Consider the following 24,217-nt stretch of genomic DNA (forward strand, 5'->3'; position numbering starts at 1 on the left):
TTTTTATTGGTAATATGAATTTTGATCCAACAGTGGGTTTAATCTGATTTCGGTAAGGCTTAATGGCCACAGGAAGTTTTCAGTCTGACTAAGGCCATTGATGGGCTGCATTACTTTAATGGCCTTGCCTGTACGTACCAGATCAAACCATCTCTTGCCTTCGTAACAAAGTTCTCTGGCACGTTCATCAAGGATAAGATCTTCTATTTGATCGGTGGTAAATCCGCTGTAAGAATCTTCCGCATATGGCTGGGCCCCGGCTCTGCTTCTGATTTGATTTACCAGTACCATTGCTCCGGGAATGTTGCCGGTTTTATTGAGTGCTTCAGCACGTAACAACATGATATCGGCCAGGCGATAAATGATAATATTCTTATCGTCCTGCGTACCACGCACAAATCCAGATTTCTCAAAGAATTTTACGATACCCGAATTGGTATCGAAATTAATCTTTGAACGCAAATCCGTTGAGCTGAATTTACTAGATAGGTAACCACTGGCTTTGAAGAACGGCTGGAAACCAAGATCACCATATACCGTAATCAAAAATGATCGTGTGGCCCGCTCCGCAAAATTGTAATCGATTTCGAAAATTGATTCATTAGAAGCTCCTTTCGTAAACATCTGCGCATAAGCAGTATTGTCAATTAATGCCGGATTAACATTATAATCTACCGTTGACGAGGCACTATAAAGTGAGGCAAGTGAATAGGTTGAGCTGGTCAGAATTTTCTGTGAGGCCACAAGTGCATTCTCATATTGATGACGCCACATATAAAAATCAGTATACAAAGCATTAACTGCACCTAATGTAAACTGGGCCCGGGTTGCCGGAGCCGTTGTATAAGATGCAGGGATTGGCGCTAATGCTGCAGAATCAAGATCTGCCTGGATCTGGGCGTACACCGCAGCAGTATCTGAACGTGCAATGCTTACATTTTGTTTCGCATCTACAAAGGGTTCAGTTACCATGGGTAATTTACCCCAAATACGGGTCATGTAAAAGTAACAGAAAGCGCGAATGGCAAAGGCCTGCCCTCTTACACTATTATATTCAGCAGCTTTCCCTAAATAAAGTCCTTTACCCTTCATTTCCAAAGTGTTCTTTAGGATTAAATTACTTTGATTAACAACCTGATAGAAACCACTCCAGTTTGCAATAGGCAGACTTGAGTTGAGGTTGTTTGTTAACAAATTCAAGGTCTGCGAGCTCAATGCCAGTGGATTTATGACTACATTATCAGCCCTTCCTTCGCCGTATAAAACAGACTCCGGCGCCATTGCTCCTTGTAAAAGGTTGTATGCACCATATAAAGCTGCMGTTGCCTGAGGCGTTTCGGTCCAGAAATTCGAACTGGAATAAGAAGTTGTTGGATCGATTTCTAATGCCTTCTTACAGCTGGATAAGAAAACCAAGGTGATCAGCATAAAGCTGTATATTTTATAATCTCTTCGTTTCATAGTATTAAAGACTAAAGTTCAATGACAAATTATATGTTCTGGTTCTTGGGAAAGATCCACGATCTACACCAACGGCAAGTGCATTAGTTGATGAGCTGACCTCGGGATCATATCCGGTGTAAGAACCAAAGGTTAGCAGGTTGACTACCGAGAATCCTACAGTAGCATTGTTTATTTTTAGCTTGTTCAATACTTTCGTCGGAATTCTATAATTGAGCGCAAGATTTTGAACTCTGATAAATGAACCATCTTCTACAAATCTGCTTGAGATGGCATTGTTTAACATCGGGTCAGTTTTAACCAATCTTGGAACATCTGTTACATCACCCGGTTTTCTCCATCGTCTAAGCTGATCGGTGGTGAAATTCTGATCATATGGTGTAGCATCCAGGTTTCTTTTAACCTCATTAAATACATCATTGCCAAAACTGTAGGTGATTAATGTAGAAAGCGTGAATTTTTTGTAATTGAATTCGTTTTGAAAACCTCCAGTAAAATCAGGATTTGGATCACCAATTACCTGCAAATCGGAATCGTTAATGATACCATCGCCATTTATGTCCTCCCATATTACATCTCCACCTTTATAGATCGATCCATTTGCGGATCCCTGACGATAAGGAACAACAGCTCCGGCTGCATCCCGCTGATATACATTATCTGTGTCATAAGCATACACGCCCAAAGCTTTAAGACCGTAAAATACGCCTGCAGTTTCCCCTACCCTTGCCATATTATAAATATTTGGACGATAATCCTGATTGCCAGGAAGAGACAGTACCTTATTTCTGTTTAGTGAGAAAGTGAATGTAGAATTCCATTTAAATTCCTGGTCTATGTTAACCGTTGAAAGTGTAAATTCAAGACCTATGTTCTCTAAACTACCGAAATTGGCAGGAACTGTAGCATAACCTGTAGTGCCCGGAACAGCTACATCAAATAAAAGCCCGGTTGTCTTTTTCAGATAAGCATCTGCGGTAAAGCGAATTCTATCACGTAAAAAAGAGAGGTCCAGACCAATGTTTGTTTGTTCTGTCGTTTCCCATTTTAACGATGCATTTGGAACTCCGTTAGAAACAATTGCTACATTACCTAGATAAGTACCGATGGTACTGAGTGATCCCTGCCATGCATAATTACCGATCGACTGGTTACCTGTAACACCAAAACTTCCCCGGATCTTTGCATCTGAAATAAAACTGATTTTCTTAAACCAATCTTCTTCTGACAATCTCCAACCGGCCGAGAATGAGGGGAAATATCCAAATCTGTTATCCGCTCCAAATCTTGAAGAACCATCAGCTCTCATTACCGCAGAGAAAAGATACTTGCCTTTGTAGTCATAATTTGCCCTGGCAAAATAAGAAAGCAGACTGTATTCTTCGATGTTCTGATTATAAAGCGAAACAACAGATGTACCATTGATAGAGGTAATGGTTGCATCAATTAAGCCTCTACCTATCACATTGACGTTGTTGTCTGTAAATTTCTGGTAAGACTGTCCAAGCAAAAAGGTAAGGTTATGATCATTAGCAAGGGTTGTTCTGTAGTTTAACGTATTCTCATTGATAAAGGAATAGTTTTTCCCTGTAGTCAGGTAAGATGAACTGACCTGACCCTGTGGTAAGAGCGTTTGAGGAGTGAAATTTGTTTCCTCTGTATTCGAATAGTCAACTCCTAAAGTTGTCTTGAAATCCAAATCTTTTAAAATTTTCACTTTAAAATCTTGATTACCAAACATCCTCCATCTGTTTATTTTATTAGCAGCCAGCTCAGAGATAGCTATCGGATTGGGTTTACTTCCCTCCAGAAGTGGAATAAGTTGTCCTGTGATGGGATCATATGGTGAATAAACAGGCATGGTACTTAAAGCCTGATATATCGCACTCTGATTGCTTAGTCCGCTGAGTATTCTGTTGTAATTATTGGTGGATATGTTGAAATTCGTATTTCCCGTAATAACCTTATTTACCGTGTAATATACCTTTGCCGAAGCGTAAGTTTGCTTAAATTTAGTATTGATGATAATCGGGTCTATATCTTTATAGCCTGCACTAACAAAATAATTCATATTATTATCTTTAGAAGCACCTTTGATACTGACATCTGCTTTGTACTGATATGCCGATCGGTACATCAGATCCTGCCAATTGTTAGATTTAGAATAATATGGATGAAGTGAATCTATCACAGAGACTTTAGTGGTCTGGGCTCCTGTAAAATTATATATCGCATCTATAAATGCACTTCTGAACTGTGGCGCATTTAACACTCCAATTTTTCGCGTGATGTTTGCAATACTTCCATTTGCTGAAAACTGTATCTCTGGTTTGCTGGAATTCTTTCCACTTTTAGTAGTAATGATAATTACACCATTCGATGCTCTGGAACCGTATATAGATGCAGTTCCGTCTTTCAATACCTCTATAGATGCTATATCTTGAGGGTTTAAATCTGCCAGGGGACTAAAAGTCGATGCATCATCTACCAATCCACCACCGTAAGTATCTGCATTTATGGGAACACCATCTACGATATATAATGGCTGACTGCTACCGTTTACTGAGGATGCCCCACGTATTCTTACTGTGGCACCGGCACCAGGCTCTCCGGAATTACTTGTAATTTGAAGTCCGGCAATCTTACCCTGCAAACTCGAATTCACATCCCCCAGGGCATGAGTATCCATCTGCTTGGCCGTAATTGATCCGACAGCACCAGTAACTTCTTTAACCTTCTGGGTACCATAGCCTACATTAATGGTTACTTCTGAAAGCTGCCTTTCGCTTTCAGCCAGCTTAATATTTAAGCGTTTACGCTCCCCTATATTAATTGTCTGATTTTGGTAACCCATATAACTCACCAAAATAACAGCTCCGGGAGTTACCTCTAAACTAAAATTACCATTCTGATCTGTTGCCGTGCCTTTATCTGTTCCCTGCACGCGGATTGAAACCCCAACAAGGGTTTCATTAGTTTTTTCATTAGTTACCTGCCCAGTTAAAGTAAATAATGTCCCTTTAGCGGGGCTGACCTGGGCAAAGGTACTCAGCATGGAAAATGCGACCATCATGGTCATTAAGTATATCTTTTTCATTGGCGGTTTTATAAAACGTTTACGTACACGATTAAAAGTCAAAAAAATTACTATTGAGCTGGTGTAAAAAATCTGTTCATCTTGTTTTTGGTTTTTAGGTTGGTAAATAATAGATTGAAATCCTATCCGGACAAAGACTACAACTATCTAAATGCTAATATATTAAATAAACGGGTACGTACACGAATTTATTTTAAAAAAAACACATTTGTCATTTAAAACTATTTAATTCAGCTTGCGCAGGCATAAATTGAATGGTTCCAAAATGATCTGGACGATGAAAGTCAGGTATAGGGGATATCACCTTATTCCAACATAGAAAGTGAGGATTTGGCAACGCATCACCACATTTATAAAAGTTAGCTTTCGCAGTGATGCCTTCAAAGTTTTGAATTTGATGGAATATAAATACATCTGCAGGTATAATCATCGTCATCTCCCAGTTAAACTCCCCTTCCTGAGCATCTGATTTTGTCCAGGTACGAATTTTCTGCACTACAGAATTCTGGAATAAAGTTCTTTTAGCTTTTTGATTACCATAAGCCATTTTTCCAATCCCAAGGCAATTGAACTCAATATTATAATATTGATCAGACTGGTCAAAAGCGATAAAAAACTCTACACAATTATCAAGATGAACTTCGCTGTTAATCGGTCTTTCTATAGATCGGAAATAATCATTGGATATGGTAAATTTTAACAGAATGTGTTGTCCCGTATGGGCGATAGAAAAATCGGCTGTGCAAATTACTGGTATTTGAGGCCATGAATCATTAGTCAAACGATTTTGGGGATAGTTAGCTAGTTTCTCTGAAAGTTGATCTGGTGCGGCATTGGAATCTTCATTGAGGTAAAAGACATTTAAGTTCATTTTAAAATTTTATAACAAATAAAAAGGGTGATTTCTTTTTAACCAATCCAGCGCTCGAGTTTGTACCCTTTGTAGGCATAAAATAGCAGGTAGAGATAACACGGTAAAAGCACGAAATAAGCATTTTGCAGACCATAAATATCGGCAAAGTGACCATATAATAGCGGCATAACGGCATTTCCGGAAAGTCCCATGATTAGAATAGCAGCGCCTATTTTTATAAAACGTCCGAGTCTATCCATAGACAATGGCCATATTCCAGCCCATATCATTGAATTTGCAAAGCCCAATAATACAATGAACCATATAGAAATATCTGCCCGATGCCCCAATATGACAACACTACCGTTACAAAAAATGATACATAAAGTAAATACAACCCCCAGGATGATGCATACACGCAAGGCCAAGATCTGAGAAAGGTATTTTGGAATCAGCGAAATTCCAAGGATATAACCAACGATTGTCGCTGTGAGTGTATACGAAGGAAATACCTTTGCTTCTAAAAGAGAAATATTCATAGAATGGGCATAACCAATAATGGTATCAACCGCAATTACCTGTGAACCTACGTGAACAAATATGGCAATTGCGCCAAGGACAAGATGGGGAAACTGAAAAATATTACGTTTCCCTTTATTTGATTCGGCGGTAACCTCATCTTCCTGCTCGGTATTAATTTCAGGTAAAGAAGAAAAGCGCACCAGAAAACCTAGTAAAACCAGAATTAAACCAACACATGAATAAGGAACAATAACCCTCCTGATCAGTTCATCAAGAATCGATGCCCGTTCAACTGCTCCCATCGACTTTACTTGTTCAAACAGTGCCTGATCGGAAGACTTAAGTATAACCGCAGCAAAAAGTAAAGGAGCAAGAATTCCTGCAAATTTATTGCAGATCCCCATAATACTGAACCGCATTGCCGCACTGTTTTTTGGGCCTAATATGGTTACGTAAGGATTTGCTGCAGTTTGTAAAACTGCCAGTCCTGCCCCTAGCGTAAAAAGGCCAACTAAAAATAACAGATAATTACGTAATAACGCTGCTGGTACAAATATAAATGCACCGATAGCCATCACGAAAAATCCAATCATCATACCATTCTTAAAACCAAACTTTTTAAGCAATATGGAAGCAGGAAAAGAGATGAATAAATAAGAAATATAAAAAGCAAAAGCTACAAAATAAGACTCGAGATTATTGAGCTCACAGCAAATTTTGAAGTATGGGATAAGCATTGCGTTTATCCATGTGACAAAACCGAAGACAAAAAAAAGTACCGCAATGATATACAAGGATTTAATATAAGTCTTCTGGTCCATATGGTTTGTTTTACTTAACATTAAACGTATGAGAATGATCAACGTTAACGTACACGAATAAACAAAACATTTTTTGGAATTCCAAATCAGGGTGGTGATATTGCTTTTTGAAAAAAAGTAATAATCAATGAAATAATGGCTTAATTGATGTAGAAGTCACAGTTCTCGCTTGTGATGATATCGATCGGCATAAAGTTATTTTTTTCACCAGTTTTGGAATGCACGACAAACTGATATAAGGCCATTAGCCCTTTGTACCCCTGCTCTCTGGGCTTCTGACAGATTAGAAAATCAATGTCCCCCTCCTTAAGGAAAGCAAGATTCTCTTTAGTATAATCAAATCCGATTAAAATTCTATGTTGATCTCCAGTCTTTGCCAAATATTTGGCAACGGTTGAAACCCTCGAATTGGTTGCGAAAATAGCAGCAATCTTATGGCTTTTTAACACCTGCTCAAGTGAGTTGCTTATATAGGTATAGTCAGTATGCTTGATATCAATTTTTACGATGACATTTTCAAGCTTATTATCGCTAAAATAGTTCCTGAATCCTTGCTCTTTACGCAATAGATGATGCTGGTTATCTATTTCTTGTGAAATGTTAACGATTAGAATCTTATCTTCCTTTTTAAGGAGGTATTTCATGAGGTGGGCAGAAAGGTAACCACTTTGATAAAGATCAGGACCGAAATAACTTAAGCTTTCGTGCCCCTGAATATCTGAATTGATGAATACATAAGGTATTTTTCTGATTTCAAGCTTCTTTACAAACTGTTCAGATTCTTCAATAAAACTTGGCGCCAAAAGAACACCCTTTACCAAGGAAAGATCTATCAGTTTGATCTGCTCAAGGAAGGAGTTTTTATCGTTGACATCATATAAATATTTCTGTAAGACAATGCCGTAAGGACTGATCTCTGCTCCCGCTTGGTCTATACCAAGAAGTGGTGCCTCCCAATAATTGGTTTCTTGTGAAATCTTTGGAATCAGAACAGCAAAAACAACCTGCTTTTTAGACGCCAACCTTCGCGCGAAGATATTAGGTTGATAATCGAGCTCTTTAATAATTGCATTAATCTTATCCTTGGTATTTTGCGATACCCCTTTGCGATCATGGATCACACGGTCTACTGTTCCAATTGAAACATTTGCCCTTCTTGCGATTTCCTTTACACCTGTTAATTCAATATCTTTTGCCGACATATGCTTAAAAAATTATATAAAGATAACAGATTCTATTTTCAAAAGTTCAAATTGTCTAGTCGTTCATACATTGCTCGTCATTGAAGCAAAGTAAAAATCAAAGCAAAAGAAACAAAGGCTTATTCTCTTGCATCACCAAAAGAACAAGATCCTGTGGCTTTGAAATTAAGAATACGATTTTTCAGATTAAACCCCGGCAACCTTATTAAAATCATCCACTTGGGAACAACAGGCTAACATTTCAGATAGAGTAAAAAAACTTCTTTATTAGTGAAATGAGTTTATGATAATCAGTCGTTAAGGTATCAGGATTTGGAAGTGTTAAAGAAGATATAACTCAAATATTTCTAGCCAGCTTATTTATCAAATATTGAGGGAATAATTGTTATACCTTTCTGTTAAAAAGTGTTAAACAACAGTTAGTCAGCTACCTCGGCTTAAAAGTTTCGGGTTGTTTTGTTAGATTAGAACATTAAAAATATTTTGAATGAAAAAAGCATTACTCACAATATTGTTAATTGTGCCTATAATTAATTCAATTGCGCAGAAAAAACCCTCTGTCACAACAAAAAGCTTCAAAACATACACTTCTGCATTGGATAATAATCGGCGCATTGCTGCTGACAATAAGAACTACATTGAAGCAGTTAGTCTCATAAACGAGTGGTTGGTTAAATATGAAGAAGCTGCTGTAGATACCCAGGCTACTGTTAAAAACTGGTACCCGGGCATGTACTATAATCTTGCCTGTTATCAGAATTTGTTAGGAAGTACTACACAAGCCCTTGCTGCGTTTGACAAATGCGTAAAATTGGGATATAGCAATTATTACAACACCATACAAGATACAGATCTAAAAAGCCTCCATGGTAACAAACGCTTTGAAAAAGCCCTCTTAAGTATCCGGGAAAGGGGCGACATGAATTATATCTTAAAAACCTCACCCCCATATCTCAATGGTAAAGTAACGGCGTTGCCCCCTTTTATTTATCAATCTCCAGATTCAAAGGAGCTTGTGGACTTAAAAGTTAAATTTAATTTGGATTCAGTAGCAGGCAACGGTAACGAGATCAGCAAAATAAAAAGACTATTATTTTGGGCTTACAATATAGTGCCCCATCAAAACGGTGACAATCCACCTTCTAGAAATGCAAATGATATAATTGAGGTGTGCAAACGCGACAAACGGGGCGTGAATTGTCGAATGAAAGCGACCATTTTAAAGGATGCGTTGCACGCTGAGGGATTTAAATCCAGGATGATTACATGTATGCCAAAAGATACTGCCGACACTGATTGCCATGTGATAAACGTTGTGTGGTCTAAAACCCTTAATAAATGGCTATGGATGGATCCAACTTTTAATGCCTATGTGAGTGATAATAAGGGTGAATTATTAAGCGTCGAAGAAGTGAGAACTCACTTAATTAATAATTCGGAACTCCTTTTAAATAAGGATGCATTTAGAAACAAGGAATTTTATCTTGATTTTTATATGTCAAAGAACCTTTATTGGTTACGCTGCCCTGTTAATAGTGTTTGGGATGTGGAGACTTACTCGAAGAATAATACTGTGGTTCAGTATGTTAATTTATATCCTGGTCGTTTTAATACTGTTAACTCGTCCAGAAAAACTTCGAGTGATACCAAGGTATTTGAAATTACCAATCCAAATTATTTCTGGCAAAAGCCTCTTGATAATTAATAGCATTTGGAAAAAGAAAAATAATGGCTCATTAGTTAAATAGACAACCTTGAGGTTGGCCATAAAGTACACGTTGGTTTTCTTGTTAAGGCAGGTAAGATGATTCCTCTGAGCAAACAGCTTTTGAAGAACCGGAACTGAGATTCGGGTCTTCAAAAACTTCGATAATATTACTTTAGGAATTGATATAGCAGGTAAATATAGATTTTAATTGTCCATGAGCTAGGAAAAGCTACGCACGACACAAACTGTGAAAAACTGTCTCTTAGAAATAAACTTCAGCCCTGCAACAGAATTTAACTTTGTTCTTAGGCTGGCATCTCAGATTCAAATAAGGCCAATAAGTTTTGATAGGTTCCAATTATCAAAAAAAATGTGGAATAATGATAATGAGTTACACGAATACCTTCGTTTTTCTGTAATGCAAATTTTAGACTTATATAAGATCTTTGTCTATATGTTAGTTCTAGCGAACGGTACCTTTAGCTTTTCGCTCAATTACCCCATCTTTTAATTCAATGGTTTCTTCGAGTTTTATTTTTTTATAAATTCAAATATTGAACTGAAAAATTCCTGAGGTTGTCTTTGCCATTGCCAATAAGTATATGGCCAATCCCAATCAGCACCATTCAGTTTACCCTTTGTTATCATGTCGTGTCCGCAATCTTTTATGGTAACAACTTTATAATCCACGCCTGCATTTTTCAGATAAGTTTCCATTTTATTTTTGTTTTCGGCTGGTGGCACTAATACATCATTCTCACCAAAAACACTCAATACCGGGCATTTTATTTTATTTAAGGCCTCTTTGGGGTCATACCGATTTTTTCTCCACCATAATATGTCGTCTCCAGTTTGCGATTGGGGTATATCAAGATAATCTATCCATTTTTTATCTTTAATTTTCGCGGCATATCCTTTAAGCGCATCCCAATCTTTTGTCTTGTTACCCTGAACATATTTGAAAAAAAGTGCAGAATAATGAAGTGCAGAGTCAATAGATTCTTTTGAATAACCTTCGTCAGTCAAGGTATATTGAACACGATTAATATCTTGCTCATAAAGAGAAACTGCAGGGCCAACTATTAAAATTGCGAAGCCACAGCCTGAGACTTTATTTGCAGCCAGCGGTGTTATCCATCCTCCCTGGCTTGCACCAAGAAAACCTATTTTGACATAATTCAAATCTTTTCTTTCTTTTAGATAATTAAAAGCAGAAACAGCATCATCTGCCAGATCATTGAAATCCGCAGATGAAAAATTACCAGTTGATTTACCGGTTCCACGTTTATCATAAAGTAAAACGCCTATGCCCTTGCTCGCCAAATCGTAGGCTAACGAATGATACCACGGGGTATCTCTGTCTTCCCATCCTGATCGATGTACTAAAATCACATACGGAATAGGCTTTTCTGATTTTTTGGGTTTAAACAAAACTCCTGCAAGCGAAACATCTGCATTAGTAAATTTAATTTCTTCCTCTGAAAAGCTCTTTTCTTTCGCTAATGCTTTTTTCAGATGAATCCGGATTCTAGGATTTATATCCTTGCTTATACCTGTTACATCTCCTGTTTTGGGGTCTAAAAAACAATAGAAATCTCCGTTGAATATCTTCACATTCAAAGTGTCCTTGCTCCGAGATATTTTTTCTGTAGCCACATTCATATAGCCAATTTCAGGGATATCGTAAGTTGTTTTATCTATATGGAAATCGAATGAAATTAATTGAACAGATCCATCCCGTGTCAAGGCACCTTCATAATGTCCCTGCGGTGTTTGACCGTATGCGATTTGTGCTATTGTAAGCAAAAGAACTGTGTAGAAGGATTTCATAATTTTAAATGATAAATTTAAAAACCAAGGCCATTCATTGTGCCAACCTAAATAACAAGCTTTAGAAGTACAATTAAACTACTTATTTGGTATTACGAAAAACCCACCTGTTCATAAGTGAACAGGTATGCGCGAAATTGAACAGGAAAAAGCTTAATGTACCATAAAAGGAATATTTGCTGTAGCCACATGATTATGACCGTCACTCACATAAACAAACAAACGGTAAGCGCCAAGCTTTGCAGGTACGCTGAGCAATGCATTTGTCAGGGAAGTTGTCGTTACCATATTGGGGATTGGTGCAGGCCTGCTTTCCCTGTCACCACCCTGCCCAAGATCCGTTGCTTCAGGCAACAGCTCCCACCTGATCGTTAGTTTGTCTTTGTCCGGATCTGAAACAGAGATCACCACTAAATATTTCTCCTCGGGATTGAGATGAATAGAACTACGTGCACTTTTGCCATCTACGGTAAATGAACTGATATTGGGTGCCCGGTTTTGAGGCCATTTGCCACTCCATTCATATTGCATGACGTCAAATACTTCTGACGTTTCCCCCGCTTCTGTAAACAGACCATACCATGTAGGTGTACGCTCCTGTTTCTGCCCCCAGAGAAATACATAGGAACCCAGACAATTCTTATCTTTCAGGATGGATGCTTCGTATCGTGTTTTGTAGACTTCAGCTTTTTCCGAACTAGTTTCTTCAACCGGGGCACCCCATGATGTTTTCGGACATTCCCAATGCCCTGTGGGTCCCCACTCAGTGACCAGGTAAGGACCATCCCAGCCTGCGGTCTGTAGCTGATCAGGGACTTTGGCCAATCCGCCATATACCTGCACCGAAAGGAAATCAAGGTCTGGACATTTAGCTTTGATGTGGTCTATTTCTATTTGATTGATGCCTGCAAGCATAGTAGTGGCAGGATGGTTCGGATCTTCCTGATGGATCATTTTTGCAATGTCATTCACAGCACTCCAGACATTGGGGTTTTTATAGTCCAGGTTCAGTTCGTTTCCGATGCCCCAGGCGAGTAAAGCCGGATGGTCCTTATACTTCTGCACTTCTTTACGCAGGTGATCCAGTTGTTTCTTTACCGCAACTGCGTCATTGTAGTCAAAACCATGACGTTCACGTGCTACATTCAGCCCCATCGTAACAGTTAGTCCAAGTTTTTCTGCCTGCTCCAGATTTGCCGCTCCGTGTTCTGTATCCCAGGTTCGGAAAGAATTTCCTCCTGCAATTTTTATGGCTTCGGTTTCTGAAGTCCCGCCTGCCCCTTTTACAAAATAAGGTTGTCCGTTTCTGATGAACGTATAACCCGTCGCTGTTTTCTTAATTTCAACCTTTAGTGCTTTGCTGTTTTGTAGGCTTACATGAGTAGTCAATCCAGGACGAATCAATTTTGCATTATCTGCTTCAATTTTGTGTAGCGACCTGACATTTACTGACGCCGAGGATGACGCACTGAAACCCGCGGTCAGTAAACAGCTTATGCCTAAAATAAGGAGATTAATACAAATGATTTCTTTCTTCATAATGCAATATAATGAATCCGTCTCTGATTTTGACTTTGATAAAATGGAACGGGATATAGCAGATAATTTAAATTCATTGCTGTTCATTTGATTCCTTACTTTCATTATTATTGTAATACTTTGTAGCGGCTTTAAATTAGTAAGAAACCATGTATAGAAAGCACCTGATTATTCTTGTCCTTTGGCTAATCTCTGGAAGTACAGTCTTAAACGCTCAGGATTCCCTATCGGTGTGGAAAATCGAATACCAATACTTGTACAAGTCATCCGATACACTTATTAAGCGAGATGCAAAATTTGCCGATATAGCAAAATATGGAAAGGCAACACTCTATTATACAGATTCAGCCTACCGGCTCCAATACGCAGCAGATCACTGGGAAATTGGCGACTTCAGCGCCCCTCACCGCTATAGTATTTATGACAACCTGGCCAGAGAAGGGCTTTCCGCCGCACAGCAAATGCCAGACCTTTATGAACTTTCAAATGATGAATTTCCGATCATTTTATGGGCTAATGACTATAAGGCGTTGAAAGCTGAAGGAAATTTTGAACTCTTGGGAATGACATGTAATAAGCTTGTTTTTCATCCTCAAAAAAAACTTGTGGATGCCGCATATGAGGTTTATGTATCGGAGAATATACCCAAAACTCCCTGGTACCTTTTTACATTCATTGATCAGGTACCCAACGGTTTTTTAGGTTTATATAAAAAAAATGCGGCCAACACATTATTTGAAGGCATGGAAGCAAAGGAAATCAAGCGGGTCAATGTCCCATTTGATTTTTTCCGCGTTCCCCAAACCATGAAAATTAAACGGATGATTGCTCCACCCAAGCTAAATTAGTATAGATTAAAGCAGGGGTTTTTATTTCTAAAACCTAAATGCTTTCAACGCTATTTTATTATAAATTAATGAGGGAATAGTGAGATTTTTTTATTGATGTGAGACTAACATTTTGCAACTTAAGCTGTGACCGAATTATTGTATTTCTTTCCGCCCAAGTACAAACATAATTATAGAATAACAACCTCCTCCAGAATGTGCCATTAAGCCCATTGCCTCTACTTCAGATGCACCACATAAAATACAAGAGTCCTTTTCAACATAAAAGTCGCCTTGTACATTTACCTAGTGTAAAAGTCATGACCTATAAAAACTCCCAGTAATTATCCCTGTTAATTGCAGATGACGTTTCAGGGCTGTATTTTTCCATAAACGAAGTAGGAAATTTTACTTTCACTTTAGAATTCCATTTAAGTTCAAAAGCACTTAGTTTATTGTCCTGCTCCTCTAGGTAATCAATCTCGGCTTTATCCACTGTACGCCAAAAGTAGGTATTGCCATAAAAGCCGGTGTAAGCCAGATTCTTTTTGCGTTCACTAATAATAAAGTTTTCCCACAAAGCACCAATGTCATTACGCTGTGCAATAGGTGCAAAATTGTTAATGATGCTGTTCCTGATCCCATTGTCGTAAAAATAGATTTTGCGGGAAGTACTGATCTCATTGCGCAAATTTCTTGCAAGTGGATTTAAACGAAAGATAACAAACGACTTTTCCAGCAAATCAATGTAATTGTTAACTGTGGCCTTGTCTATACCCACAATCCTTGCAAGTTCATTATACGAAACTTCATTACCCACCTGCCATGCCAGTGCCTGTAAAAGTTTTAATAATGCTTCTGGCCTGCGGATGCCACCTGACTCTAAAATATCTTTATACAAGTAGCTCCCAGCTAGGTTATTTAAGGTCTCAATTGCACTATCAGGATTGTTAATCACATCAGGGTACATTCCTGTTATTAAAAATTCTTCCAGCCTTGAATGAACTTTAGCAAAGGAATATTGGTCTTTTAATTCTCTCCAGGATAACGGATATAACCGATATTCCCATTTACGACCGGTGAGCGGCTCATTGATTTTACTGGCTATTTCCAATGCCGAGGATCCGGATATAAAAAGTTGTATATCTTTTTTCGCATCAATAATCATCTTAGCACTAAGGCCAATATTTTCAAGACGCTGCGCCTCATCAAATACAACTACTTTGTAACTGCCGATGTAATTATTGATAAAAGCCTGTGTAGGATTGTTCCACGCTGTTCGTGTAGCTGGATCATCTCCATTGATATAAAGATAATTCTCATTTAATGAAGCTGCTATCTTAGTAATCAGCGTAGTTTTCCCCACCTGCCTCGGCCCTAATATCACAATAGCTTTTTTAAAATCAACCTTACTTTCTAAGGTCTTTTGCAAGGCTCTTTTAATCATGACACAAATTCTATTCCCCAAATATAGCAATATTAAGGGAATACAATCCCCAAATATTGCCTTTTTTAGGGAATTTAAACATATTATCATAATGGGGTTATTGAATAACATACCCACAGTTCCTAAAAGGTTAACTTTCTGAAATTATTCATAACTCTGAAGCGAAGAAACAGCTCTGCCCATTTGGGAATCTGTACTAGCGGCAATTTCCCAAATGGAATCAGATTACCTTGTGCAAGCATAGAACTCCTTATTCTGTTTTATCATAAGAAAATTGAATTCCGCAGCATCCAGAAAACTGTATAAGTAAAATTTGGGGTTAGCATATAGACCAATAAGGGTCAAAAAATACTTAAACGCAAAAAAAGCCTTAGATTTCTCTAAGGCTTTCAGTGCCCTTAGATATACTTCGAACACACCAATTTCTTGAATAATTAAAAATCGTAATATTATGGATTACGATCTGGCAAATGACAAAAGTAATGCGTAGTTCCCATTGTCTGCGGCCTTTAATGAATTGAGGTAGATATTTCGATTTTCGCTTTCTTTAGAAAGACTCCCTGCTCCCCATGTAAATATATTCCCATTAAACATTTTTTCGATAATAATATCAGCCATCAGCCGGCTATGTCGTCCATTTCCATTTGAAAAACAGTGAATACTAACTATACGGTGTTTAAACCGAACTGCTATTTCATCAGGAGAAAAAACATCATTATCAATCCAAAATCTGGCATCGTCTAACAGCGACTTTAATTCAACAGCGACTTGCCATCTGTCAACGCCAATGTTCTTATTTGTTTTGCGGAAATCCCCTGCCCATGCCCAAACATTCCTATACATTCGTTTATGCACGTCCTTGACAAAAGCTTCTGTAAGGAGGCTATTTCGTTTAAAATTTCTGCTCAAAGTCCATTGTATCGCTTCTTCGATATTCTGCTGTTCAAACTCATCCAGCTCTTCCCTGGTTGCAATGGCAGGGATTAGCAAACCTTCTTTTTCMTCTTCGTCCAATGGGGTTTGTCCATCAATATAAACTATATCTAATCCCATAAAATTTTAGGCATGTTATTTTTTATATCTTCGGTTCTCTCCTTTATTGCTTTTTCAATTCTTTCCTTGGAATTCTCCTGGTCTTCTAATTTCATGGTGTTTGATGTACGTAAAACGATTTTCGAAGCTAGCTCCATTGCCTTTTTTTCTATTAAAGTATCTAACGAACCATCCTTTGGTATAAAGCCATAAACCAATTCCATATCTAATACCCTTCCCACCTCTCTTAAGGATTTTAGCGTGATCGAACCATCCTTTTCTCTTTTTTCAATGTCCAAAATACCTTGTTTGGTAATCGACAATTTATTCCCCAATTGTTGCATTGACATACCTAGAGTAGTACGAATGGCTTTAATCCAACCAGTCGGTGGAACAGCAACCTGCTTTAAGGTAACAAAGCTTAGTAATTTATTATTAAGCTGTTGAATCATTAATGACTGTTTTCCCATATAAGTAAAGTTTTAACTTGACAATCTACCAATAAATGTAAGCATATAACTTTACAAAACTAAATAAAAGTAAAACTATAGCTTAACCTATTTTTTTTACCTATATTTTAATTAATTACAAATGACTATTAATCAACTCGCCTCACGAAGTAACGGAATAGTGAGAACAACAAAAAATTGCATTTTAGGAATGCGCTTAAGCTTTTCTAAAAAAAGAGTTAGAATAAGGTCATTATTAGTAGAACCAAAATTCTCTAGTTAAAAATCTGGTAGAAATAATCTGAGCAAGGATGCAGTAGCTGATGACTAAATATAAAATGCAAAGCTATATTCTTAACCTCTGCTCCACAAGTTTTAGGATTGACCCTTTTTATGTAATACCGTAGTCGCGTCAAACTGAGCTTGTATCAGGTGTCAGGCGAATGGCCATGAAGCAAAAAAGCCTCTAGAGATCATCTAAAGGCCTTATAAAGATTTTCAAGAATCCTTCCCATATGGGAAACTTTGTTTGTGCACTTGTAGGGATTCGAACCCCAAACCTTCTCATCCGTAGTGAGATGCTCTATCCAATTGAGCTACAAATGCGTTTTTTTGTTATAACTCCGTTTCGTTAACGGACTGCAAAAGTAATGCTTGAAATTCAAAATAGCAATATTTTTTATAAAATTATTCAGAGCATTACTCTTGCAGAACTGTATTATGCTTCTACTGCTTTCTTAATCGCATCAAAATCAGGCATATTACCAGCATCTTCTAAAACTTCTGAATGGATAATTTTTCCTTCTTCGTTCAAAACAAACGCTGCTCTTTTAGAAACGCCCTTTAAATTGAAGACAAAATCTTCGTAAAATGCACCGTAAGCCTGAGATATTTCTTTATTAAAATCAGAAAGTAACGGAAATTGGTAAGCTTGATCTTCTTTGAATTTAGCCAGGGTAAAAGGAGAATCAACAGAAATGCCAACAACAGCAGCATTCATTCCTTCATAATAGCCAAAGCTATCTCTCATTGTACATAATTGAGCAGTACAAACACCTGTAAATGCCATAGGAAAAAAATGAACAACTACTTTTTTCCCTTGATAATCTGAAAGAGACACCTCTTTCAACTCAGAACTAAATAATTTAAAATCCGGCGCTTTATCGCCAACTTGTAATGCCATAGTATAATTAAGTTTATTGTTCAAATATAAATCTGTGATCCTCTTCTTTCAAATCAAATACTAAAGATGAGAAAACACTGACCCCTCTGCACCTACTTCTTTAATTGCTGATCCAGAATTATCAGCCCTTCTTCAAAACTGTGTGGATTATAACCCAGGTCTCGAATAGTCTTGTCTAAAACAAAACCTGTTCTTACAGGTCTTTTTGCTGTTTGATTAAGTGTTTCTGCACTGATCTCATTGATCATGCTTTTATCAAGCTTCCAATAATCAGCTACTCTTGCTACCAGTTCAGAAATACTCATCATATCCTTCCCCGAAGCATTGTATATCCCCTGTGCATCCTTCTCAACTGCAAGCAGGCAGCAATCAGCCAAATCCTCTGCAAGTGTAGGCATGCGCCATTGATCATTAACCACGTTTATTGGTGAACCTTTTTCTAAAGCTCCCTTTGCCCATAGTACGATATTACTGCGGCTCATATCACTTACTATACCATATACTAATATAGTACGCAAAATTGCCCATCTGCAATTAGACGCTTTAATAATGTTCTCTGCCTCGACCTTCGTTTGTCCATAATAACTTAAAGGATTTGGGTCAGCCTCTTCATCGTAAGGGCCTTTTGCCCCATCAAAAATAAAATCGGTCGACAAATGCACCAACTGGATATCATGTTCTTCGCAAACTGAGATCAGTGTTTTTACCGATTCCACATTCAACTGATAAGCCAATTCCTTTTGATCTTCGCAAGTATCCACGTTGGTCATGGCAGCAGTATGAATGATGGCATCAGGCTTATAATGCCCGACAACTTCCTTCACGTTCTGCGGATCCAGAATGTCCATTTCGGCATACATATATCCATCTTTAACAGGAAAACGATCAGCCCCTTTTGATGTTGCAATTAACTTAAATTGCTTCGTAGCAGATAACCGCTCTGTTATTTTCTGACCCAAAAGGCCATTACTTCCTGTAACTAGTATGGTTTTCATTAATGTTTATTTACAATTTTCAACAGCTGCCAATGCAGCAAAAATCACTATTTAATGCTTTAAAAGGCATAATTAAAGCCTCAATAATACCGGCTAAATTATTGATTAAAAAACTGTGGAAAAACTTTTTATTTATATATGTATTTCTTGTATAAAAATTTTAACTTTGCAAACCGAATTGTAGGCCCATAAAACAGCCTTTAACAAATTGATATTTATAATTTTACCCAAAACAATATATGCCTAACATTGGAAAAATAGCGCAGATTATAGGACCGGTAGTTGACGTGAGTTTTGCTGACGATGCTCATTTACCTCAAATTTTCTCTGCATTAGAGATTGAAAAAGAAAACGGACAGAAAGTCGTTTTAGAAGTTCAACAACATCTCGGTGAAGACCGCGTACGTGCAATTGCAATGGACTCGACCGATGGTTTGGTTCGTGGAATGAAAGCATTAGATACTGGTGCTCCTATTCAAATGCCAGTTGGTGATCAAATTAAAGGTCGCTTATTCAATGTTGTTGGTGAAGCTATCGATGGTATTAATACTGTTAGCAAAACCGGTGGCAGACCAATCCACAATGCTCCTCCTAGATTTGATGAGTTATCAACTGAAACTGAAGTACTTTTTACAGGTATTAAAGTAATCGATTTATTAGAGCCTTATGCAAAAGGTGGTAAAATCGGTTTGTTCGGTGGTGCTGGGGTAGGTAAAACGGTATTGATCATGGAATTGGTAAACAACATTGCGAAAGCATATGCTGGTTTATCTGTATTCGCTGGTGTAGGTGAGCGTACTCGTGAAGGTAATGACCTTTTACGTGAGTTTATCGAGTCTGGTGTAATCAACTATGGTGAAGACTTCCTTCATTCAATGGAAAAAGGCGGATGGGATTTGAGTAAAGTTGATACTGAAAAATTAAAAGAATCAAAAGCAACATTGGTATTCGGTCAAATGAACGAGCCTCCTGGTGCACGTGCTCGTGTAGCATTATCAGGATTAACAGTTGCTGAATATTTCCGTGATGGTGATGGCGAAGGCGCTGGAAAAGATATCCTTTTCTTCGTTGACAACATCTTCCGTTTCACTCAGGCTGGTTCTGAGGTATCTGCACTATTAGGCCGTATGCCTTCTGCTGTAGGTTACCAACCAACCCTTGCTACTGAGATGGGTTTAATGCAAGAGCGTATTACTTCAACTAAACGCGGTTCAATTACTTCTGTACAGGCTGTTTATGTACCTGCGGATGATTTAACTGACCCGGCTCCGGCTACAACTTTCGCCCACTTAGATGCTACAACAGTATTATCTCGTAAAATTGCTGAGCTAGGTATCTACCCTGCGGTGGATCCATTGGATTCTACCTCACGTATCTTATCTCCGGCTGTTTTAGGTGATGAGCACTACAACACAGCTCAACGTGTTAAAGAAACATTACAACGCTACAAAGAATTACAAGATATCATTGCAATCCTTGGTATGGACGAGTTATCTGAAGAAGATAAATTAGTTGTATCACGTGCACGTCGTGTTCAGCGTTTCTTGTCTCAGCCATTCCACGTTGCTGAGCAATTTACAGGCTTGAAAGGCGTATTGGTTGACATTAAAGATACCATCAAAGGATTTAACATGATCATGGATGGTGAAGTTGATGAATATCCTGAAGCTGCATTTAACTTAGTTGGAAGCATTGAAGAGGCTATTGAAAAAGGTAAAAAACTATTAGCTGAAGCAAACGCTTAATTTTTAAAGCGTACATAATATATATATGACATTAGAAATATTAACCCCAGATAAGAAAGTTTTTGAAGGTGACGTAACTGCAGTTACTGTTCCTGGTACCATGGGATCTTTTCAGATACTACATGACCATGCACCTATTATTTCAACTTTAGAAGATGGACCTGTAATTATTAAATGCAAAACTGGCGATCAAACCTTTACTATTAAAGGCGGTGTAGTTGAAGTTTTAAAAAACAAAATTATTGTGTTAGCCGAAGGGGTTGCTTAATATTTAATCATACAATATTCTAAAAGCCCTTTGAAATTTCAAAGGGCTTTTTTTTTATTTATAGTTTTTTATTAATACTCTCGTCGAGATGACGAAAACTTGAAAAATCCCCTCTAAAAAAATCAAAATTTCAACCAACTTTTTTAAGGTTTTCCACATTTTAAGAAGAATTTGCGCAAATTTATAATGCTAGCATAACACCTATACCGAATACCGATTTCATATTTGGTATAGCGACCACCATGTTAAGATATGAATTTTACATATATTTAAGAATTATATTCTTAAATATATGTAAAATAAAGAATTATATTTTTTTTCATTTATTTTCATTCACCTATTGATAGTTTAACCGCCAAGAGGTAAATTGGATTCTATAAAACAACAAGAAATTAAACAACGATATGAATCTTTCAGTCAACGTCTTATTTACTGTAATTGTCAACCTAATTCTCCTACTGATTATTCAGAAGGATAAGGCGCTATAAAGGAATATTGAATACTTAAAATATACTAGAGCGCCACCACAAGTGGCGCTTTTTTAATGAAACATCTAAAATACAAAAACATACCTGACAAAAAATGCAATATTTCAATTCAAATACCATACTTTACTTAAACGGGCGGTTCGAAAAAGCGGCCGACTCAAACGCCGATTTGTATGGTCAGTCGTTACACTACGGCTATGCAGTTTTTGAAGGAATAAGGGCCTACTCCACTCACAATGGCACCCGTATTTTTAAGGCAAGAGAACATTTCGAAAGATTAAAACGCTCTGCAGAATTAGTTCATATTCCATTTACATGGGACATAAATAAATTAATTAAACAAACCTACAGGTTATTAGAAATCAACAATTTAAAGGATGCTTATATCCGTCCTTTAATATACTGTCCACCTGCTATGTCATTGGTTGCTGCAAAAGAAGCTTCAATCATGATCTGCGTGTGGGATTGGGAAGCTTATCTTGGACATAAACTGCTTAAAGTTTGCGTATCAAGTTTTGAACGTCCAAATCCTAAATCAACTCCTATTGAGGCTAAGGTTAGCGGCAACTATGTTAACTCCATACTAGCCACTACAGAGGCCAAACGTAAAGGATTTGATGAGGCCTTGTTGCTTGATATGTATGGCAACGTTGCTGAAGCCCCGGGTGCAAATATCTTTATCGAAAAAAATGGCAGGTTATACACCCCTCCTCTTGGAAACATTTTACCAGGTATTACCCGTGCTACAGTAATTGAACTATGCCATATTTTAGATATAGAAATTATTGAGAAACACTTATCAGTAAAAGACCTGAAACATGCGGATAGCGCATTTTTCTGTGGTACAGCTACTGAAATTGCAGGAATAGGATCGGTAGACGAATATACTTTCCCATTAAAATGGACCGATAGCGTTGGTGCAACCATACAGCGTACCTATAAATCCCTGGTATTAGAAAAACAGAACTACGAAGTAATCATATAACTACTACATAATATAATAAGTAAATAACAAAAAAGACCTAACCACATAATATGTCACAAACACCAGAAATCAATCGCTACAGTAAAACTTTTACACAAGACCCAACACAACCGGCTGCACAAGCAATGTTGTACGGAATTGGTTTAACTAAAGCAGATATGGATAAAGCTCAGGTTGGTATTGCCAGCATGGGATATGATGGAAACACCTGCAACATGCATTTAAATGATTTAGCCAAAATCGTTAAAGATGGTGTATGGAAAAATGACATGGTCGGTTTAACATTCAGCACTATTGGTGTTAGTGATGGTATGTCTAACGGAACAGATGGAATGCGTTATTCCTTAGTTTCAAGAGATGTTATTGCCGATTCAATTGAAACCATTTGTGGTGGGCAATACTACGATGGATTGATCACTATACCTGGCTGCGACAAAAATATGCCGGGATCTATCATGGCAATGGGCCGTTTAAATCGCCCTTCTATCATGGTTTACGGTGGAAGTATCCACTCTGGGAACTACAAGGGTAAAGCATTAAACATTGTGTCTGCTTTTGAGGCATTGGGTCAAAAACTTGCAGGTAACTTAGAAGAAGAGGATTTTCAGGGTGTAATCAGAAATGCTTGTCCTGGTGCAGGTGCTTGCGGAGGTATGTATACAGCTAACACTATGGCTTCTGCTATTGAAGCCTTAGGTATGAGTTTGCCTTACAGCTCCTCATATCCTGCATTAAGCGAAGAAAAAAGAAATGAGTGCTTAGAAGCCGGTAAAGCAATCAGAATTCTATTGGAAAGAAATATCCTTCCTTCAGATATCATGACAGAAAGGTCATTCCACAATGCTATCGTTACTGTTATGGTTTTAGGTGGTTCTACCAATGCAGTATTGCACTTAATTGCAATGGCTAAATCGGTAGGCTTAAATTTACAACTTAGTGATTTCCAAAAAATCAGCGACAGCACTCCGGTACTTGGTGATCTAAAACCAAGCGGAACTTACCTGATGGAAGATCTGCATGAAATTGGCGGTGTCCCTGCGGTTTTAAAGTACCTGATAAAAGTTGGTTTAGTTCATGGCGACTGTATCACTGTTACTGGTAAAACATTGGCAGAAAACGTAGCAGATGCTGTAGATCTTGACTTCGATAATCAAAAAATTATATTCCCTGTAACAGAACCGATTAAAGAAACCGGTCACTTACAAATGCTTTACGGGAACCTTGCAACTAAAGGTGCTGTAGCTAAGATCAGTGGTAAAGAAGGCGAAAAATTTGTAGGCCCTGCCCGCGTGTTTGACGGAGAGCAGAAGCTGATTGCAGGAATTCAAAGTGGAAAAGTAAAGAGCGGAGACGTTGTAGTAATCAGACAGGTTGGTCCTAAAGGAGCTCCGGGTATGCCTGAAATGCTAAAGCCAACTTCGGTTATTATAGGTGCAGGATTAGGTAAAACTGTGGCTTTAATTACAGATGGTCGTTTTTCGGGTGGTACTCATGGTTTTGTAGTAGGCCACATCACTCCTGAAGCATGGGATGGCGGAAACATCGCATTAGTTCATGATGATGACATCATCACTATTGATGCAGTAAACAATTCAATTGATGTTCATTTAACTGAAGAGCAGCTGGCTACCCGCCGAGCGGTTTGGAAACAGTTGCCACCACCCGTCACAAAAGGAGTGCTCTATAAATACCTTAAACAAGTAAGCAATGCCAGCGAAGGCTGCGTTACTGATGCCTACAATGATTAATTAATTAGAAAACCTAT

General features: G+C 37.9%; 18 protein-coding genes and 1 tRNA gene. 6 read left to right on the top strand and 13 right to left on the bottom strand.

Annotated elements, in window-relative coordinates; genetic code table 11:
• Positions 1 to 3: 3 nt before the first annotated feature.
• The 5 genes from AC1DDK_RS03995 to AC1DDK_RS04015 form a co-directional block, all read right to left on the bottom strand.
• A complete protein-coding gene (locus tag AC1DDK_RS03995; RefSeq protein WP_288879682.1) occupies positions 4 to 1,461 on the bottom strand; it encodes a RagB/SusD family nutrient uptake outer membrane protein in 1,458 nt (485 codons plus the stop codon).
• A 4-nt stretch (positions 1,462 to 1,465) separates the two neighbouring features.
• Entirely contained in the window at positions 1,466 to 4,558 is a 3,093-nt protein-coding gene (locus AC1DDK_RS04000; RefSeq protein ID WP_337715827.1) for a SusC/RagA family TonB-linked outer membrane protein, read from the bottom strand.
• Between the two features lie 211 nt (positions 4,559 to 4,769).
• The gene (locus AC1DDK_RS04005) at positions 4,770 to 5,429 is read right to left on the bottom strand and encodes a carbohydrate-binding family 9-like protein (RefSeq protein WP_288879679.1); all 660 of its coding nucleotides are present in this window, start codon (positions 5,427 to 5,429) and stop codon (positions 4,770 to 4,772) included.
• A gap of 38 nt (positions 5,430 to 5,467) precedes the next feature.
• Positions 5,468 to 6,754 carry a sugar MFS transporter gene (locus AC1DDK_RS04010; protein WP_337715829.1) on the bottom strand — a complete coding sequence of 429 codons (1,287 nt, stop codon included), beginning with the start codon at positions 6,752 to 6,754 and terminating at the stop codon, positions 5,468 to 5,470.
• Between the two features lie 140 nt (positions 6,755 to 6,894).
• A complete protein-coding gene (locus tag AC1DDK_RS04015) occupies positions 6,895 to 7,956 on the bottom strand; it encodes a LacI family DNA-binding transcriptional regulator (RefSeq protein ID WP_172660910.1) in 1,062 nt (353 codons plus the stop codon).
• 487 nt (positions 7,957 to 8,443) lie between these two features.
• Here AC1DDK_RS04015 and AC1DDK_RS04020 point away from each other — a divergent pair, with 487 nt between their 5' ends.
• Complete coding sequence (locus tag AC1DDK_RS04020) at positions 8,444 to 9,661, top strand: TPR end-of-group domain-containing protein (protein WP_337715830.1); 1,218 nt, start codon at positions 8,444 to 8,446, stop codon at positions 9,659 to 9,661.
• Between the two features lie 534 nt (positions 9,662 to 10,195).
• On the opposite strand, the gene AC1DDK_RS04025 is transcribed toward AC1DDK_RS04020, so the two are convergent.
• Together AC1DDK_RS04025 and AC1DDK_RS04030 are read right to left on the bottom strand one after the other, a co-directional pair.
• Positions 10,196 to 11,494 (bottom strand): alpha/beta hydrolase family protein, encoded by a 1,299-nt coding sequence (locus AC1DDK_RS04025; protein WP_337715832.1) that lies wholly within the window; start codon positions 11,492 to 11,494, stop codon positions 10,196 to 10,198.
• A 153-nt stretch (positions 11,495 to 11,647) separates the two neighbouring features.
• On the bottom strand, positions 11,648 to 13,033 hold the full coding sequence (locus AC1DDK_RS04030; protein ID WP_337715834.1) for a hypothetical protein: 1,386 nt from the start codon (positions 13,031 to 13,033) through the stop codon (positions 11,648 to 11,650).
• A gap of 149 nt (positions 13,034 to 13,182) precedes the next feature.
• On the opposite strand from AC1DDK_RS04030, the gene AC1DDK_RS04035 reads away from it, so the two are divergent.
• On the top strand, positions 13,183 to 13,881 hold the full coding sequence (locus AC1DDK_RS04035) for a hypothetical protein (protein WP_288879671.1): 699 nt from the start codon (positions 13,183 to 13,185) through the stop codon (positions 13,879 to 13,881).
• A 304-nt stretch (positions 13,882 to 14,185) separates the two neighbouring features.
• Here AC1DDK_RS04035 and AC1DDK_RS04040 read toward each other — a convergent pair whose 3' ends face one another.
• The 6 genes from AC1DDK_RS04040 to AC1DDK_RS04065 form a co-directional block, all read right to left on the bottom strand.
• Positions 14,186 to 15,307 carry an ATP-binding protein gene (locus AC1DDK_RS04040; protein ID WP_337715836.1) on the bottom strand — a complete coding sequence of 374 codons (1,122 nt, stop codon included), beginning with the start codon at positions 15,305 to 15,307 and terminating at the stop codon, positions 14,186 to 14,188.
• A gap of 456 nt (positions 15,308 to 15,763) precedes the next feature.
• The gene (locus AC1DDK_RS04045; protein WP_477633848.1) at positions 15,764 to 16,360 is read right to left on the bottom strand and encodes a mobile mystery protein B; all 597 of its coding nucleotides are present in this window, start codon (positions 16,358 to 16,360) and stop codon (positions 15,764 to 15,766) included.
• Positions 16,351 to 16,809, bottom strand: coding sequence for a mobile mystery protein A (locus AC1DDK_RS04050; RefSeq protein ID WP_288879667.1), 459 nt, complete (start codon positions 16,807 to 16,809; stop codon positions 16,351 to 16,353). The genes AC1DDK_RS04045 and AC1DDK_RS04050 overlap by 10 nt, the downstream gene beginning before the upstream one ends.
• Positions 16,810 to 17,320: 511 nt before the next feature.
• A tRNA-Arg gene (locus tag AC1DDK_RS04055) sits at positions 17,321 to 17,394 on the bottom strand.
• A 112-nt stretch (positions 17,395 to 17,506) separates the two neighbouring features.
• Complete coding sequence (locus AC1DDK_RS04060; protein ID WP_172660941.1) at positions 17,507 to 17,971, bottom strand: redoxin domain-containing protein; 465 nt, start codon at positions 17,969 to 17,971, stop codon at positions 17,507 to 17,509.
• A gap of 92 nt (positions 17,972 to 18,063) precedes the next feature.
• The gene (locus tag AC1DDK_RS04065) at positions 18,064 to 18,966 is read right to left on the bottom strand and encodes an SDR family oxidoreductase (RefSeq protein WP_337715840.1); all 903 of its coding nucleotides are present in this window, start codon (positions 18,964 to 18,966) and stop codon (positions 18,064 to 18,066) included.
• Between the two features lie 239 nt (positions 18,967 to 19,205).
• On the opposite strand from AC1DDK_RS04065, the gene atpD reads away from it, so the two are divergent.
• The 4 genes from atpD (at position 19,206) to ilvD (ending at position 24,200) form a co-directional block, all read left to right on the top strand.
• The gene (atpD, locus tag AC1DDK_RS04070) at positions 19,206 to 20,711 is read left to right on the top strand and encodes a F0F1 ATP synthase subunit beta (RefSeq protein ID WP_048903946.1); all 1,506 of its coding nucleotides are present in this window, start codon (positions 19,206 to 19,208) and stop codon (positions 20,709 to 20,711) included.
• Positions 20,712 to 20,736: 25 nt separating this feature from the next.
• Positions 20,737 to 20,979, top strand: a complete 243-nt coding sequence (atpC, locus tag AC1DDK_RS04075) for an ATP synthase F1 subunit epsilon (RefSeq protein WP_048903945.1) — start codon at positions 20,737 to 20,739, stop codon at positions 20,977 to 20,979.
• Positions 20,980 to 21,561: 582 nt separating this feature from the next.
• Positions 21,562 to 22,452 carry a branched-chain amino acid transaminase gene (locus AC1DDK_RS04080; protein ID WP_172660943.1) on the top strand — a complete coding sequence of 297 codons (891 nt, stop codon included), beginning with the start codon at positions 21,562 to 21,564 and terminating at the stop codon, positions 22,450 to 22,452.
• Positions 22,453 to 22,502: 50 nt separating this feature from the next.
• Positions 22,503 to 24,200 carry a dihydroxy-acid dehydratase gene (gene ilvD, locus AC1DDK_RS04085; RefSeq protein WP_288879657.1) on the top strand — a complete coding sequence of 566 codons (1,698 nt, stop codon included), beginning with the start codon at positions 22,503 to 22,505 and terminating at the stop codon, positions 24,198 to 24,200.
• Positions 24,201 to 24,217 lie beyond the last annotated feature (17 nt).

It is taken from the genome of Pedobacter sp. 05T44, assembly GCF_056395985.1.